General features: G+C 45.0%; 17 protein-coding genes. 10 read left to right on the top strand and 7 right to left on the bottom strand.

The annotated features are described in order from the left end of the window. The 3 genes from KIT90_RS02250 to sodC form a co-directional block, all read left to right on the top strand. On the top strand, positions 1-339 hold a 339-nt coding region (locus KIT90_RS02250), incomplete at its 5' end, for a catalase-related domain-containing protein (RefSeq protein ID WP_285374906.1). A 100-nt stretch (positions 340-439) separates the two neighbouring features. Then, a complete protein-coding gene (locus KIT90_RS02245) occupies positions 440-904 on the top strand; it encodes an ankyrin repeat domain-containing protein (RefSeq protein WP_064487828.1) in 465 nt (154 codons plus the stop codon). A 27-nt stretch (positions 905-931) separates the two neighbouring features. After that, entirely contained in the window at positions 932-1,444 is a 513-nt protein-coding gene (sodC, locus tag KIT90_RS02240) for a superoxide dismutase [Cu-Zn] SodC (protein WP_285374899.1), read from the top strand. A 99-nt stretch (positions 1,445-1,543) separates the two neighbouring features. Here the strand turns inward: sodC and KIT90_RS02235 are convergent, their stop codons facing one another. Together KIT90_RS02235 and KIT90_RS02230 are read right to left on the bottom strand one after the other, a co-directional pair. Beyond that, the gene (locus KIT90_RS02235; RefSeq protein WP_285374897.1) at positions 1,544-2,197 is read right to left on the bottom strand and encodes a nicotinamidase; all 654 of its coding nucleotides are present in this window, start codon (positions 2,195-2,197) and stop codon (positions 1,544-1,546) included. Positions 2,198-2,229: 32 nt separating this feature from the next. Continuing rightward, positions 2,230-2,955 carry an NUDIX domain-containing protein gene (locus tag KIT90_RS02230; protein ID WP_005436370.1) on the bottom strand — a complete coding sequence of 242 codons (726 nt, stop codon included), beginning with the start codon at positions 2,953-2,955 and terminating at the stop codon, positions 2,230-2,232. Between the two features lie 390 nt (positions 2,956-3,345). Between KIT90_RS02230 and pncB the strand changes: the two genes are divergently transcribed. Beyond that, entirely contained in the window at positions 3,346-4,656 is a 1,311-nt protein-coding gene (gene pncB, locus KIT90_RS02225; RefSeq protein ID WP_285374894.1) for a nicotinate phosphoribosyltransferase, read from the top strand. Between the two features lie 42 nt (positions 4,657-4,698). On the opposite strand, the gene KIT90_RS02220 is transcribed toward pncB, so the two are convergent. Further along, positions 4,699-4,881, bottom strand: a complete 183-nt coding sequence (locus KIT90_RS02220) for a hypothetical protein (RefSeq protein ID WP_032802795.1) — start codon at positions 4,879-4,881, stop codon at positions 4,699-4,701. 227 nt (positions 4,882-5,108) lie between these two features. On the opposite strand from KIT90_RS02220, the gene KIT90_RS02215 reads away from it, so the two are divergent. The 3 genes from KIT90_RS02215 (at position 5,109) to KIT90_RS02205 (ending at position 6,573) form a co-directional block, all read left to right on the top strand. Continuing rightward, complete coding sequence (locus KIT90_RS02215; RefSeq protein ID WP_005436373.1) at positions 5,109-5,468, top strand: hypothetical protein; 360 nt, start codon at positions 5,109-5,111, stop codon at positions 5,466-5,468. Between the two features lie 18 nt (positions 5,469-5,486). Further along, entirely contained in the window at positions 5,487-5,834 is a 348-nt protein-coding gene (locus KIT90_RS02210; RefSeq protein WP_045415961.1) for a GlpM family protein, read from the top strand. A gap of 220 nt (positions 5,835-6,054) precedes the next feature. After that, a complete protein-coding gene (locus tag KIT90_RS02205) occupies positions 6,055-6,573 on the top strand; it encodes a glycine zipper 2TM domain-containing protein (RefSeq protein ID WP_009706385.1) in 519 nt (172 codons plus the stop codon). Positions 6,574-6,654: 81 nt separating this feature from the next. Here KIT90_RS02205 and KIT90_RS02200 read toward each other — a convergent pair whose 3' ends face one another. Next, a complete protein-coding gene (locus tag KIT90_RS02200) occupies positions 6,655-7,746 on the bottom strand; it encodes a transporter substrate-binding domain-containing protein (RefSeq protein ID WP_285374888.1) in 1,092 nt (363 codons plus the stop codon). Positions 7,747-8,074: 328 nt separating this feature from the next. Between KIT90_RS02200 and KIT90_RS02195 the strand changes: the two genes are divergently transcribed. Beyond that, positions 8,075-9,754, top strand: a complete 1,680-nt coding sequence (locus KIT90_RS02195; protein ID WP_285374886.1) for a hypothetical protein — start codon at positions 8,075-8,077, stop codon at positions 9,752-9,754. Between the two features lie 87 nt (positions 9,755-9,841). On the opposite strand, the gene KIT90_RS02190 is transcribed toward KIT90_RS02195, so the two are convergent. Beyond that, positions 9,842-10,750: a DMT family transporter gene (locus KIT90_RS02190; RefSeq protein ID WP_039988494.1), complete on the bottom strand. Its 909-nt coding sequence runs from the start codon at positions 10,748-10,750 to the stop codon at positions 9,842-9,844. Between the two features lie 94 nt (positions 10,751-10,844). On the opposite strand from KIT90_RS02190, the gene KIT90_RS02185 reads away from it, so the two are divergent. After that, positions 10,845-11,729 (top strand): LysR substrate-binding domain-containing protein, encoded by an 885-nt coding sequence (locus KIT90_RS02185; RefSeq protein ID WP_199459623.1) that lies wholly within the window; start codon positions 10,845-10,847, stop codon positions 11,727-11,729. Between the two features lie 47 nt (positions 11,730-11,776). On the opposite strand, the gene KIT90_RS02180 is transcribed toward KIT90_RS02185, so the two are convergent. Both KIT90_RS02180 and KIT90_RS02175 read right to left on the bottom strand, forming a co-directional pair. Next, positions 11,777-12,589 (bottom strand): 5'-methylthioadenosine/S-adenosylhomocysteine nucleosidase, encoded by an 813-nt coding sequence (locus KIT90_RS02180; protein WP_285374876.1) that lies wholly within the window; start codon positions 12,587-12,589, stop codon positions 11,777-11,779. Positions 12,590-12,782: 193 nt separating this feature from the next. Beyond that, on the bottom strand, positions 12,783-13,292 hold the full coding sequence (locus KIT90_RS02175) for a copper resistance protein NlpE (protein WP_005441521.1): 510 nt from the start codon (positions 13,290-13,292) through the stop codon (positions 12,783-12,785). A 308-nt stretch (positions 13,293-13,600) separates the two neighbouring features. Here KIT90_RS02175 and KIT90_RS02170 point away from each other — a divergent pair, with 308 nt between their 5' ends. After that, positions 13,601-13,726, top strand: coding sequence for a hypothetical protein (locus KIT90_RS02170; RefSeq protein ID WP_267238854.1), 126 nt, complete (start codon positions 13,601-13,603; stop codon positions 13,724-13,726). The last annotated feature ends 45 nt before the right edge of the window (positions 13,727-13,771 follow it).

Raw genomic sequence — 13,771 nt, 5'->3', positions numbered from 1 at the left:
AATGGTGATGTGAACTACGAACCAAGCCGTAAACTGGCACTGGCAGAAGACACGCAATTTAAAGCGGTTGAAACCAAGCTGGTTGGTACGGTTCAACAAAAAGCGATCAGCAATCCTCGCAACTTCTACCAAGCGGGTGTGTTGTTCCGCAGCATGAACGAGCAAGACCAGAGTGATTTGATTGCCAACTTAGCGGGTGACCTGAACAAGGTGATGGATAAAGATGTTAAGGAAACCATGGTGAGTTATTTTTATCGCGCAGATAAAGAGTACGGTACGCGTCTGGCTGAGGCGACAGATACCAATCTCAAGCAAGTGAAAAACAAAGCGATGATGTAAGCAATAAGTTTTGACCTGCGGGAGATTTATCTGCTCTTTTCTGCCCGAAAATCAGGGCTCCCGTGGGTCATTCTCAAATTCTGTTAGTGAGGGTGAGTAAATGAAAACCGTGTTTTTGCTCAGTGCCGTTCTGTTCTCTTTGAGCTTCTCGCTGAGCTTATTAGCTGCCGAAGACAAACTGGAAGAGGAATACCAATCTTTGGTTGAACTGTTCTTTGACGCAGCGCGAATTGGCAATAACGAAGTGGTCGATACATTTGTTTCTCAAGGCTTCCCAATCGACCAACGTAACACTCAAAGCTATACCGCATTGATGGTGGCAGCGTATCAAGGACATCGAGAAACCGTTCGCTTGCTGCTTGATTCCGGCGCTAACGCCTGCCTGCAAGATAAACGTGGTAACACCGCATTAATGGGGGCACTTATCAAGCGTGAAATCGGCATAGCGAAAGACCTCTATCAAGCGGACTGTTCACCAGAGATGCGCAATAAAGCAGGGTTAAATTTGAAAGAGTTTGCCGAGATCTATGGTCAATCCAATGTGTTGAAATCACTTCAACACTGATAAATAACAATAAATAGGACCCACAGTATGAATAAAACAACATGGCTTGCTGCACTTACGCTTCTCTCTTCCCCAACTTTTGCCGATACAGTAAGCGTAGAAATGATTGACCTTGGCTCTGGTCAATCAACCGGGAGCGTGATGATCAGCGACAGTGATTACGGCACCGTTTTTACGCCGAAACTACAGAGGTTACCTGCTGGTACACATGGCTTCCATCTACACGCTAACGGCTCGTGCGACAGTATTACCAAAGAAGGTAAAACGATACTTGGCGGTGCTGCCGGAGGGCATTATGACCCAGAAAAAACAGGCAAGCATGGCTTCCCTTGGACGGACGACAATCACCTTGGCGATTTACCAGCGCTTTACGTGAATGCTCATGGTGTGGCGGATCAGCCAGTATTAGCACCACGTGTAAAACTTGATGACGTAAAAGGTCGTGCTTTGATGGTTCATGCTGGGGGCGATAACCACTCCGACCATCCGGCGAAACTTGGCGGCGGCGGTGCTCGCATTGTGTGTGGTGTGATTAAGTAATCCCCTTCTTAGACGCCACAAACAAAAAACGGTCCAGATAAGCTGGACCGTTTTCTTTATAAGCAAAAGCTGATGGGCTTAGGTTTAATCCGACGAAAATTACGCGAAGTTCTCGACGATGATGTCATCTGCATTGTTAACAAACACTGCGCCTTTCTCTTCCATCTCCGCAATCACTGCATCGATAGTATCTGGCAAGACCGCGCGGCTAGAGGCTAGGTTCACAATCACTTTAAAACCCAAATCGAGAGCTTGAGTCACGGACTTCTTAACACAAAAATCAAGCGCTAAGCCACCAACAACAACCGTATCGATGTTGTTGAATTTAAGGAACTCATTCGCGCCTGTAGCTTTGGTATCAGCCACGTCGTGGAAAAAGATGCCGTAAGGGTGTGCGTCTGGGTCCATGCCTTTGTTGACTTGGAAATCGTATTCCAGAACAGGAGGCAGACCGTCCAGCAGTTCAACGCCCGTGGTACCAAGCACGCAGTGGCGGTTCCACTTAATGTCCACATTAGGTAGGCCGACAGGGTCAAGCATATTCGCTGGCGTTTCTGCGTCCCAAGCCGCTTTTGGTGGGTGCAAATCACGGCTAACAAGCTTTAAGCGACCTTTAGTGTGGTTCTTTAATAGCTCTGGAACGATTTCTAATGCGCCAGTGACGGGTAATTCGTCAGGGCAAAGTTCAGTGAAGCCTTTTTCAGGATCCACGTCGATCACTGCGGTGGTTTGGTAGTTAACTCGAACGGTCATGGCAGACTCCTTGTCTGTCTTTTGTGCTTGCGTTAACCACGCAAACAGTTTTGGAAAAAGGTCACTTCGTCGCTTGCTAGGGTATACACCATGGCTGGCTTACCGCCTTTACCTTTGTTGGTGGAAGCGACTTTGTTGGTTGGCTTTAGAACACCAGAATCAATCAAGCGGCGTTTGATCGTCATACGACTGATATCGATACCGAACTCTTGGTAAGCGGCAATGATGTCTGCGACCAAAAATTCTTTATCGAGTGCGAACAACAATACTGAGGTGTATTCAATAGAGGCACGCAGCTTCTGCCATGCCTTTTCAATCATCTTTTGGTGATCAAAAGCGAGGGTTTCTTCACCATCAAGAATTGCTTGCAGCGGGAACCACTTCAAATGGCATTCTGGTACACCAGCGTTGTCGATTTGTTCTTTGTTATTGCGGTCTACTAAGGCGTAGTGGGTGATGTTCAGGCTCCAATCTTCAGGGTCACGCTTTGGGTCGCCATCGACAAAAGCTTCGCTAAAGTGGCGAGGGTAGGTGTGAATTTTTTCACGGCAGATTCTACGTCGCGCTGCTTCGAAGTTTTCGTCTGCTGCTCGTCCACCTTCGTGCGTCATGTCTTTATCAAACACAAATCCACCAGGCAAAGCCCACACGCCGTGGTAGGGGCGTTCTGGATTTGAGCGTTTGATCAGCAACACTTCCAACCCTTTATCGGCACAGCCAGATAGTCTGAATGGAATGATGTCGACAGTTACGATCATGATTGGGTCCTGAGATTGATTTGTAAGTAATCTAGCGCATAACAAGTAGTCAATCAATGGGTAAGTAACCGATTGTTAGAAACGTACATGTATTTTCTTAGTGGTGGTGTTTAAGCATGAATGTGCGTATCTGTTAAGGTTATCCACAATAGCTGTTGGATTATTGCGCGTAAAAACCTTATAAAAAAGAGTGGTTAGTAACAAAAGTTGACAAACTAATAGTGGGTGTTTATTGTTTACGCAATTTAGTTAGTAACAACAAGTTATATACCCAAGTTTGCCTTGTTGAGAACTTCCCACCAACTTCGTTGGGAAAACAATAAGATGCGGTTTGCACCGTGCTGAGGGAATTTGGGTATAAACGAAAAAGGGCGTGTAGAAGGGCTCCGAATGACCACCAATTTATTTTCGTCTCGCATCATTCAAAGTGCGTTAGATTTTGACGTATACAAAGTGAATATGATGAGTGCTGTTGCAGCGCTTTATCCAGATGCGATGGTGTCCTACAAATTCATTGTTCGCAGTGAAGAAGACCTGTCTGAACTACTGCCAGATGTGAAAGCGGAAGTTCTTAAACTGCAAGATATCACTTTCTCGGCAGAAGAAATCGAGTACATGAAAGGTGTCGCGCCTTATCTTAGCTCTGAGTTTGTTGACGCTCTGCATGCATTTCGTTTTAACCCTCAACGTGATGTTTCTTTCAATACTAAAACCATGGCTGATGGCACAAGCCAATTACGCATCACCATCAATGGTCTTTGGAAAGAAACCATTCTCTACGAAACCATTATCATGAGTATTGTGTCCGAAGTGCGTAGCCGTGCACGTTGGGCAGACATTCCAGTCGAGCAATTCCAATCTGTTCTTAAAGAGAAAGTTAGTCATCTAAAATCCGAACTAACACGCCGCAATATCACTAACTTTAAGTTTGCTGATATGTCGACCCGTCGTCGCTTCTCTTTCCAAGCCCAGCGCTCAATGCTGCAGTATCTGAGCCAAGAGTTACCTGACAGCCTAACTGGAACCAGTAACTACCATTTGGCGAAAGAGCTCGATCTCACCCCAATCGGTACGGTGGCACACGAATGGTTTATGGGACACCAAGCGCTCGTGAATGTTCGTGATTCACAAAAGGTAGCATTGCAGCGTTGGCAAAAGATGTTTAATGGCGCGCTAGGCATTGCTTTAACAGACACCATTGGTATTGATGCGTTCTTAAAAGACTTCGATGAAGAGCTAAGTAATGCATACGCTGGTGTTCGTCATGACAGTGGCTGCCCTTACACATGGGGCGAGAAGATGATTGAGCATTACCAATCGCTCGGCATCGACCCTATGACCAAAACCTTGGTGTTTACAGACGGCTTAAACTTTGACCAAGCATTGGACATTTGTGAGCACTTCCAAGGTCGAGTACAAATCAGCTTTGGTATTGGTACGTTTTTGGCAAACGATATGGGTGAGTACACTAAAGAACAAGGTGTCGCTTATAAGCCGCTCTCCATCGTAATCAAGATGGTTTCGTGTAATGGCTCTCCAGTGGCGAAAATCAGTGATGAGCCAGAGAAAGCGATGTGTGAAGACATTTTCTTTTTGATGAATTTGAAGCGTCGTTTTGAGCAGCCGCTCGATCTCGATGAGTGTCGCGTATTGCTTGATCGTCTAGAAAACGAGGGCGATAACTACCTTATCGACGCTTAAATATCGAAGTGAGTCATGATGAAAAAGGGTGGTGCAATGTCATCACTCTTTTTGTGATTCACACACTTCGTTGTATTTGATTTCGCACAGCGCGCCACATTTTGTGCGATAGGGAAGACGTTTACTTCCTGTATTAGCGCGAACCCTTTTTACAATAAGCCCTTCTAGATTGGCACTTTTCAGGTGCTTTTCGCGAACCTTCTTCCAGTAGTCATCAAAAGCCATACGTCACCTTGTTGTCATAATTATTTTTATAAATGTGACGCTATTCTATGCAACACAACTCTGTTTCTAATGTCAGAAAAATCCTAAAAACCGTTAAGTAAATGGCGATTTGTTGTAACGCTCTCGTTTCTTGATTTTTACCTTCTATGGTTTCGATAAATTAATATCGGCAAACCTAACAGGTGATTTGGTTATAGTACAAGCAAAGGTCAAGTCAGGAATGAACGATGAATTTGGTTGTGCATCTACAGAAAAAAGCGATCAACAAACACGGCTATGAGTGGGCAACGCGCCAAGCTTGGAAGTGTGGGATTAAAGCTAATCTTGTGAAACGAGTGATCGGGATCTTCAAAGGTCAGATCGTTTGTGTTGTCGAAGGTTGTCGTGCTGAATTGACAACACCAATCAACAACCCTTTACATGATGATGAGAAGCAAGGTCGTTATGTATTTGTTGGTGGCATCTTCTGGGAACCAAACAACGTTATCGCACCTGGTTTTCCTGATTTTATGTTTATGCACCTACGCAGTCTGAGTCATCGTCATAAGTATCTAACCGATGATGAGCTCTTCTTGAGCCTAGCTTAGGGTGTTTGGCATACACTGATGACCAGTCTGTTTCTTAAATCTTTGCTTGGTGCCGTGGCGGTATTGATTATTGCTATGCTATCGAAGTCGAAAAGCTTTTATATCGCGGGGCTCGTGCCTTTATTTCCGACCTTTGCTCTGATCGCGCACTTTATTGTCGGTAGCGAGCGAGACATGGAAGCCCTGCGCCAAACGGCTCTGTTTGGCATCTATTCTTTGATTCCTTACGCGGCGTACCTAATTTCGGTTTTCTACTTTAGCTACCGCTTGAGCTTGGTGGGGACACTGACGGCTGCAACCCTGGTGTGGGTCATGTTTGCCACGATGTTGCTTGCATTTTGGACTCGTTGGATGGTGCCTGCCTAAAGTTTGCTCAATTTGGCATTGTAGTTAGCGCAATATTCATTGCTCAAACTGATGTGATCTCGCTCCAATTGACCGTTCTCTGAGCTTTCTCTAACACGGCGTTTATAAAACGCTGTATTTTAACCTGCTAATGACCGGACGTTTGTTTTCACCTGATGTGAATTTTTCTTCTAGATTTACTATATCGCCAAACAAAGATAACCGTATCGGAAAGTAAATCATGAATATGAAATCTATCGCAATCGCAACAGCGGTTGTTGCAGTACTAGCGGGTTGTAAAGACAAAACGCCACCAGCACCAACAGAAGCAAATATCACGCTTGTTGAAGCGGTAACAGAAACTGTGAAAAACCCACACCAAGTGTGTAAAGACGTGGTAGTAACACATCAAGTAGAACCAACGGACAACAACAAGATCCTTGGCACTGTGGGTGGTGCAGCGGCAGGTGCTGCATTGGGTAACCAAATCGGTGGTGGTTCAGGTAAAGTGATTGCGACTGCTGCAGGTACTGTTGCTGGTGCGATGACAGGTCGTAAGATCCAAGACAATGTACAAAAGGGTGATGTTGTGACATCAACTGAGAAGCAATGTCACACTGAATACACCACGTCTGAGAAAGTAGTGGGTTACGATGTCACTTACGAAGTTGCTGGGGCGCCAACAACCGTTCGTATGCAAAGCAAACCTGCAGGTAAAACTTTCCCAATTCAAGATGGCAAAGTGGTTCTACCGCAATAATCGCCAACGAGATTGAATACAAAAGCCCTTTTGTTCATTGAACTTAAGGGCTTTTTTCATTTTAGAAGACAGTGGTGAACACTACTTGTCTGCAAAATAATCGACCAAAATCTTACGCCATTTCCGTGATTCACGAATTTGCAGTAGAGCGCGATTGATCTCTTCCTCATACGGGTTGTTTTCAGTAATGATGAAGCCATAGTTCTGCTTTTCTAACTGGTAAGGCAGCACCTCTAAATCTTCATATTGCCCCGATATTCTGCCGTTACCAATCATGTATTTGAGCACGACGTCATCGGCAACGATTGCTTCGACTTCTCCAGTATCCAATGCATTTAAAAGCGCAGTCATGTCTTGATAATCGTGATGACGAATACCGAAGCTTGTAAGTAACAAAGATGAGGTGGTTGCGGTTTTGGTTCCCACTTTGACATTGGCGAGATCGTTAATGCTTTTGATTTGAGAATAGCCTTGGCTTAGGGTCAATTTGCTGGCAAGCACGGCGGTGATACTGGCGATAAAGAGCATGCTAAACACACCAATAAACACCGTTACGATGCGTCCTGTTAAGCTCTTAAACTCGAAGTAGTTAAAGGGGCCTCGCGTAATGAAAAGCAACCCAAGAATAAAGCTCTCAACCCAACGTCCTACTCGGCTTTTCATCGAATACAGCTTTTCATTTTTCCCTTCTTCTATCGCGTAGAAAAACGCCCCAACCAAACCTGCAACCAGAATGATCGCGCCAACGATTAACCACAATGCAGGGTTCATGAAGATCGATTGTAAGGAATGTAGGTATCCTTGGTTTTTAACTGCAATTGCAAGGTGGGTCTCATAGAAAGAGTGGGAGAAGTCTGCAAATAACTCACGTTCTGGAGTAATTGAAATGCATGAAACACCAATGTCGATTTGTTCCGTTTCTATCGAGTTAAGAAGATCATCCAATGGGTGGTTTTCGAAAGTGAACTCGACATTCATCTCTTTGGCTATTTGCTCCCACAACTCAATACTGAGGCCGTTTAGCTCCGAATCAACAGAGCCAATGACAAAAGGTGGACAGGGGTAAGTTCCTACTTTTAGTGAAGATGCAGAAGCATAAGGGCTGAAAACAGAGATAAGAAAAAGCGTTGAAAGGACAAAAGATTGAAGCGTCGATTTGAAACCAATTTGCATGCGCAGACCCTCAAAAAAGAGGCAGCGATGAATCGAATCAAGAGCGAACGCTCGCTCTAAAAATGCCAGAGTGCTGAGAAAGTAGGAGAGGTGATGACGATTTCAATACTGCCCTAGTTTTATTATTTACTGTTTTAACTATAGCAGCTGATGCCTATCTGAGGCTCCCTCGAATGTTTAGGCAACCTAAATTGTATGCGAGTTGCTTACAAAACCGGTGTTATCGATGGATTATTAAGCGTCTGTAAGCCAACGTAAGAATCGCCAGAAAACAGGATTTTTTTGTTTATCATTTCTCCTATCGAACGGCGTTTTATTGGAGAAAGGAATGAAAAAACAAATATTGGCGCTGAGCATTGCCGTGGCATTATCTGGTTGTCGTTCAGAAGGGAAGGACCAAAGCACATCAACAACCAACACATTTACTTCTCAATGTGGAGACCAACTGTCAGCTCAAGAGCCGGGTTTGTCGTTTGTTGTGAAAGGAGACGTCGCAGAACTGCAAGGTGTTATTTGTCAGGGCTCACCAAAGGCGTTTGAGCAAATGATGACAAAACATGCCAACGTGAAGCAGCTCAAGTTCATCAGTATTGATGGTTCTGTTGATGATGAATCAAACCTCGAACTGGCTTATCAAGTCCGTGCTAAACAGTTGGACTCCTATATTGCAAGCAGTGGGCAAATTGCTTCTGGCGGCACTGATTTGTTTTTGGCAGGTGTAAACCGAACGATTGAGAGCGGCGCAACGATTGGCGTTCATTCATGGGCAACGGAAGATCAAGTTGCAACGGATTTCCCTGTTGGTCACAAGTATCATCAACCTTACATTGATTACTACAAAAAGATGGGTTTGCCAGACCCTGAAGGTTTTTACTACTTCACGATTAATGCCGCGCCGGCGCAAGACATACACAACATGTCTGAGCAAGAGATAACCAAGTATGGCCTCGGTAAACTTGTCTCCCCTGAAGGCGAAACGTCTTTGACCAATGAGGTTGATAGTAAGCTTTTCGAGCAACTTAATGCCTCTGTGAATGCACTGAAATTCCAATCTGTTTGGGGCGGTTATGGGGACTACTTATCAGGTACGCCAGCTTACTTTCTACGTTTGGATGAGAAGAGCAGCACGCCAGTCACTGCCTATTTGGTCAATCCTTCCAAAGTCCCAGAAGAAGCGCAAAAGTTAGGCGCCAATGAAAGTGGTGCTCTGAATATCTATCAATACGAAACCAATATGCACGTCTTTCATGATGCAATAAACAAAGGTAATGGGGTGTATGAAAGGCAATATACGTTTAATGGAGCGAAGTACTATCTCCAAGTGTATAAGCCGTCAGAGACCTTCGTAAAAGGTGAGCATCAACGCAACACTATTGCATTAGCTGTGCATGAGATGTTTCATGATTATCAGCTGGAGCACTTTAGCGATCCTGCCGATTACTTTAACGAGCTCAACGGTTACCCTGTGAATGTAGAGCAGATCACTTACAAGCTAGCGGTACTGGATCTGTTTAAATCCTTGCCTAAAACAATAACCCAAGACGAAGCGAAAACCATGCTTAAGCAATACATTGCTTTGACTCAGGAGCAGATCAATATTGATACCAGCAGTAAGCGTTATGCGAAGAACATGGGATTAGGCCAAGAGCTGTTTGAAGGCAGCGCTTGGTATGTTGAAGTGATGGCATTGAGAAATGCGCTACCGAATTTCTCTGAGCTTAAGTTCGTCGATAGCTACGCGTTTACGACTCAGTATCAAAACCGTGAAAGTGTGGAGTCTCAGTTTGGCTGGGGATATTTCTATCCAAGTGGTGCAGCCGCAATTTATGCGTTGAAGGCGGCAGGCTATGACATCCTTCAATTGCAAAAAGGAGTGACACCCTTTGAGGCCGCAAAGCAGGTGGTTGGTACGTTTGATGTTACTGGCACCTTGAACCAAATTAAGCAGAGCGCTGACTTTAACGCGTTACAGCAAAAAGCGGCAACCATTAATGCCATCAAAAACTAATGAGTCAATAACCCACGAAAGACAATGCTCATCTGTGTTGCCCTAAAACAATAAGCCGAGCGATGAATGCTCGGCTTTTTTGGTTGTTTACGCTGCTGGCGCTTGATGATGTTTTTGCTCTTCCGCAAGTTTGGCTGCTTGGGCTTGTTTTTGTTTGCGGCGTTCGCGCTTAGATAGCCAAACCAGAGGCACCACAATCATCACTGTGCCTATTGCCATAAAGATATCTGGCACTTCACCAAACCAAATCAAACCAACGATTACCGCACCAATTAAGCCGCTGTATTCTGCGCTGGCGATTTTGTTGCTATCGATGGAGCGATAAGCCAATACACAAGTTGCCGCGTAAATCATGATAAATAGGCTTGAACCTGCCGCAACAGGGAAGGAGCTCCAATCCCACGCTTCACCTTCGATAAACACTAGCAATAGAGACACAGGAATGCCGGCTAGGTTAGTCATCAATAGCGTGTGTGGCACTGATTGGTTCTTTGGCAACTTGCGGATCAACAGGTTGTTAATTGCTAACGTAACCGCGACAACCAGAGCAGATAGTGCCGCCCAATCAACTTGGTCTGGTCGAATAATCACAAGCACGCCTGCAAAGCCCATCACTGCCGCTGCAATAGATTGTGCAGAAAGCTTCTCTCCAAAGAAGATCGCTGCCAGAGGTAACATGATCAAAGGAGCGGCATAAAAGATCGCATTTGCGGTGGCGAGGGGCATAGACGAGATAGCAAACACCATGAAAATCGCGCCAGTTAGCCAAACGTGGGCACGCACTGCATGCCATTTAAAGCCTTCCATCAACGGTGCTTGTTTGGTGAGCAAGAATACAGGTAACAAAATCATCACTGCTGACAGCTGTCGGTAAAACACGAACTGAAAAACCGGCACCTCGTTACCGACACTTTTGATCAAAGCGTCTGAGAGCACCGCAATTAGGTTACCAACAATTAATAGCAGCATGGCTGCGCCGACAGATGTGACTTTCACGTTATTCCTCTCCTCATTCTTTGCCAAAGAGTAGGTGATGTCATAGGATGAAGTGAAATGATATTTATTAGTTTAAGTATGAGATTTTTAGATAATGAAATTGCCACCTCTGAGAGCGGTTCACTGTTTTGAGTCCGTTGCGCGTAATTTGAGCTTTTCCCTTGCAGCAGAAGAGCTCAACGTAACCCAAAGCGCCGTGAGTCATCAGATTCGTATATTAGAAGACTACCTTGGTGAAGCTCTGTTTATTCGCCAAGGTCGTAAGCTGTCTCTCTCGGATACGGGGTTTCGTTATCTTGAAGACATCAGCCCTGCGATCAGTGCCATTGCGATGGCGAGCCAAAAAGTGCGGGAAGGTGAAAAGGGCAGTCTACGTTTGGCGATTTACAGCTCGCTGGCGGTGAAATGGTTGATCCCACGATTGGCAGACTTCAAGCGTCAGCATCCAGAAATCGATCTGACGCTCAACATGGTTGCAGGAGACCCAGAGCAAACCGACAGCGTTGGTGATTGCTTTATCACGGTGCAGAAGCCAAAGCGCAACTACATGGCAGTTCGCTTATATGACGAGACCTTGTATCCGGTATGCAGCCTCAACATTTGGAAGGAAATTCAAGATCAACCGATGCCAGAGGCGCTTTGGCACTATCCGATTCTGTCTACTGATTCTATCTATCGTGAGCGCGGTAAAGATTGGGCGGAGTGGTGTAAAGCTGGCGGGTTTGAATTGCCTAAAGACATTGATATGCAGCATTTCAGTCACATGCTGCTGGCTATCGAAGCCGCTCGTTACGATCAGGGTATTACGTTTGCCAATGACTTCATGTTGAATGAACGGGACAAGGCTCAAGACTTGGTTTATATCCCCTCTCACGGCTTAGAAACGGGCGACAGTTTTTACTTCGTACATAAGAAGAATCGAGCTCGCCAACCAGAAATCATTAAGTTGACTAACTGGCTTAAGCAGCAGTGCTTATAAACAAGAAAGGGAGGCACTCGGCCTCCCTTTGCGATTCAAAAAAGCGACTATTGCTTTTTGATCAGCGCTTTAATCACATCAATCGTGTATAGCTGACAATCGACCGCAGTTTGTGGTTCGAAGTCTTGCTTGTGTTGATCTGTGTTCGAAAGGATACGGATGCCAACGAAAGGCACTTGGTAAGCTTGAGCAACCAATGCCGCTGATGACGTTTCCATTTCTTCAACAGACGTACCGTACGTTTCATGGAACCAGTTGATACGATCCACTTCGCGGTTCCATTCGTCCGCTGAGCCAATCAAGCCTTTCACGACTTTGCCTTTTTTGTATTCTTCAGACAAAGAGAGAGCGGTTTCAACCAGTGCCGGATCCGCTTTGAATTGTTTGTGTTCAACAAACTCACCGTTTTCACGTAGACGCATGGTTACGTCGAAGTTCTGCCACTTCGTTGGGTCGATGCCTTTGCCTTTTTCAGTAAACTCAGACTTGTAAGAGCCCATGTTGAAGCTGGCTTCACCCACGACAATGTCACCACGGTATAGCTCAGGGTCGTGACCGCCCGATGTACCTTGGTTGATGATGTACTTAGGATTGAAGTGTTCAATCGCAATCGTAGTAGAAGCGGCAGCATTCGCTAAGCCAACCTCGGTACGAGACACGACTACTGGGTAGCCGTCGATTTCACCTTGCCAGAAAGTCCAAGAGCCAACGGTGGTTTCTTTTGCATCATCCAATGCTTCAACTAATGTGCTGGTTTCAATATCCATTGCACCCTGAACAAGGATAGGTTGAGTTTGAGCGAAAACAGAGAAGGAAAGTACTGCAGGAACAAGTGCAGTGAAACGTTTAAAGATTTGCATACGACATACTTACAAATAAAAAAGATGGCGCAATCTATCAATAGCAATCGTTTGCGTCAATTGGTTGGATTGTTATTTTTCTTAATAAATGAAAATTCTTGATTGTCGTTCTAATTAACGAGAATGAAAAAATCCGAGCGGGGGAGGCTCGGATTTGGTCTTTATCAGGATTAAATTGAATTGCTATTCAGCATTAAGGCATCTTGCTCAGGTTGTAGAATGAAGCCAACTCGCCTGTTGCTTTTTCGCCGTTCATGTCCAGCTTCATTAGCATGTTTTCACCAACGAAGTACTGGTTTGGACCAGACTCATCAACCAATGTAATGGTGTTGCCTGATTCGTTCCAAGTGAACTTACCTTCTGATTTGATTGGGTCGCCTTCTTTACCTTCATAAAGCTCTACCAATGAGTAAGTGCCGTCTTCATTCAGAGTTAGCGTGGTATCGATACCCGCACAATCTGCACAAGGAAGCTTACCTTTGTAAATGCCGTTCCAATCCAATGCATTTTGCGCATTGTGGCCAGAATCTACGAACGTGTCCGGAGTGATCACTTGCTCTTCTTCAATTGGTGTCGCATCAACCGTGCTTTCAACTTCAGTGGCTTGAGGAACGTCAACCGCAGTTGTCTCCGCTGGTTTCTCATCCTGACAGCCTGCTAGAATAATGACCGCACCTGTGAGTGCTAATAATGTCTTTTTCATTTTATTCCTCTCTAAATCAACAAGTTGACATACCAAAGTAATCTCGTTGCATGTATGCTAAGGTCACTTAGGTATACCGTGATAATAATAGACTTGTTTCCTAGACCTGCGTCAGAACAAAGCAAACCATTGAACAGCCTCTGTTAGAAAAACTCTTTAACGTCAGTGATTTGCAAAGAAGAAGGAAAAGGAAAAGAATAATGGAAGAATTCTTCATAGGAGCCCTTAGGGTACTTGGGGCGCTTGTCCGTTGGATTATTATCGACTTTCTCCTCGAGAGAGTGAGCTACTACCTTGGATATCTTGGTGTGTCGATTCTTACTCTGGGTAAACGCCCACACAAACCGGTATCGGACGCGATGCGCTTACGTATCAGCTATTTTGGTATCTTGCTGTTGGTTGTGATCTTTGCGTTTATGATTTGGCTTTCATAGCGCGATATTAAAACGTCACCAGATAAAAAAGGCTCATCAGATGAT

This window comes from Vibrio sp. B172a, from assembly GCF_030248355.1.
GTDB classification, from domain to species: domain Bacteria; phylum Pseudomonadota; class Gammaproteobacteria; order Enterobacterales; family Vibrionaceae; genus Vibrio; species Vibrio owensii.
The sequence above is the reverse complement of the archived record's forward strand: the minus strand, read 5'-3'. Positions and strand labels throughout refer to the sequence as shown.

What these genes read in the sequence shown, in the direction of transcription:
- KIT90_RS02245 (WP_064487828.1), top strand. Translation starts at nt 440, where the DNA reads ATGAAAACCGTGTTTTTGCTCAGTGCCGTTCTGTTCTCTTTGAGCTTC.
- sodC (WP_285374899.1), top strand. Translation starts at nt 932, where the DNA reads ATGAATAAAACAACATGGCTTGCTGCACTTACGCTTCTCTCTTCCCCA.
- KIT90_RS02235 (WP_285374897.1), bottom strand. Translation starts at nt 2,197, where the DNA reads ATGACCGTTCGAGTTAACTACCAAACCACCGCAGTGATCGACGTGGAT.
- KIT90_RS02230 (WP_005436370.1), bottom strand. Translation starts at nt 2,955, where the DNA reads ATGATCGTAACTGTCGACATCATTCCATTCAGACTATCTGGCTGTGCC.
- pncB (WP_285374894.1), top strand. Translation starts at nt 3,346, where the DNA reads ATGACCACCAATTTATTTTCGTCTCGCATCATTCAAAGTGCGTTAGAT.
- KIT90_RS02220 (WP_032802795.1), bottom strand. Translation starts at nt 4,881, where the DNA reads ATGGCTTTTGATGACTACTGGAAGAAGGTTCGCGAAAAGCACCTGAAA.
- KIT90_RS02215 (WP_005436373.1), top strand. Translation starts at nt 5,109, where the DNA reads ATGAATTTGGTTGTGCATCTACAGAAAAAAGCGATCAACAAACACGGC.
- KIT90_RS02210 (WP_045415961.1), top strand. Translation starts at nt 5,487, where the DNA reads ATGACCAGTCTGTTTCTTAAATCTTTGCTTGGTGCCGTGGCGGTATTG.
- KIT90_RS02205 (WP_009706385.1), top strand. Translation starts at nt 6,055, where the DNA reads ATGAATATGAAATCTATCGCAATCGCAACAGCGGTTGTTGCAGTACTA.
- KIT90_RS02200 (WP_285374888.1), bottom strand. Translation starts at nt 7,746, where the DNA reads ATGCAAATTGGTTTCAAATCGACGCTTCAATCTTTTGTCCTTTCAACG.
- KIT90_RS02195 (WP_285374886.1), top strand. Translation starts at nt 8,075, where the DNA reads ATGAAAAAACAAATATTGGCGCTGAGCATTGCCGTGGCATTATCTGGT.
- KIT90_RS02185 (WP_199459623.1), top strand. Translation starts at nt 10,845, where the DNA reads ATGAAATTGCCACCTCTGAGAGCGGTTCACTGTTTTGAGTCCGTTGCG.
- KIT90_RS02180 (WP_285374876.1), bottom strand. Translation starts at nt 12,589, where the DNA reads ATGCAAATCTTTAAACGTTTCACTGCACTTGTTCCTGCAGTACTTTCC.
- KIT90_RS02175 (WP_005441521.1), bottom strand. Translation starts at nt 13,292, where the DNA reads ATGAAAAAGACATTATTAGCACTCACAGGTGCGGTCATTATTCTAGCA.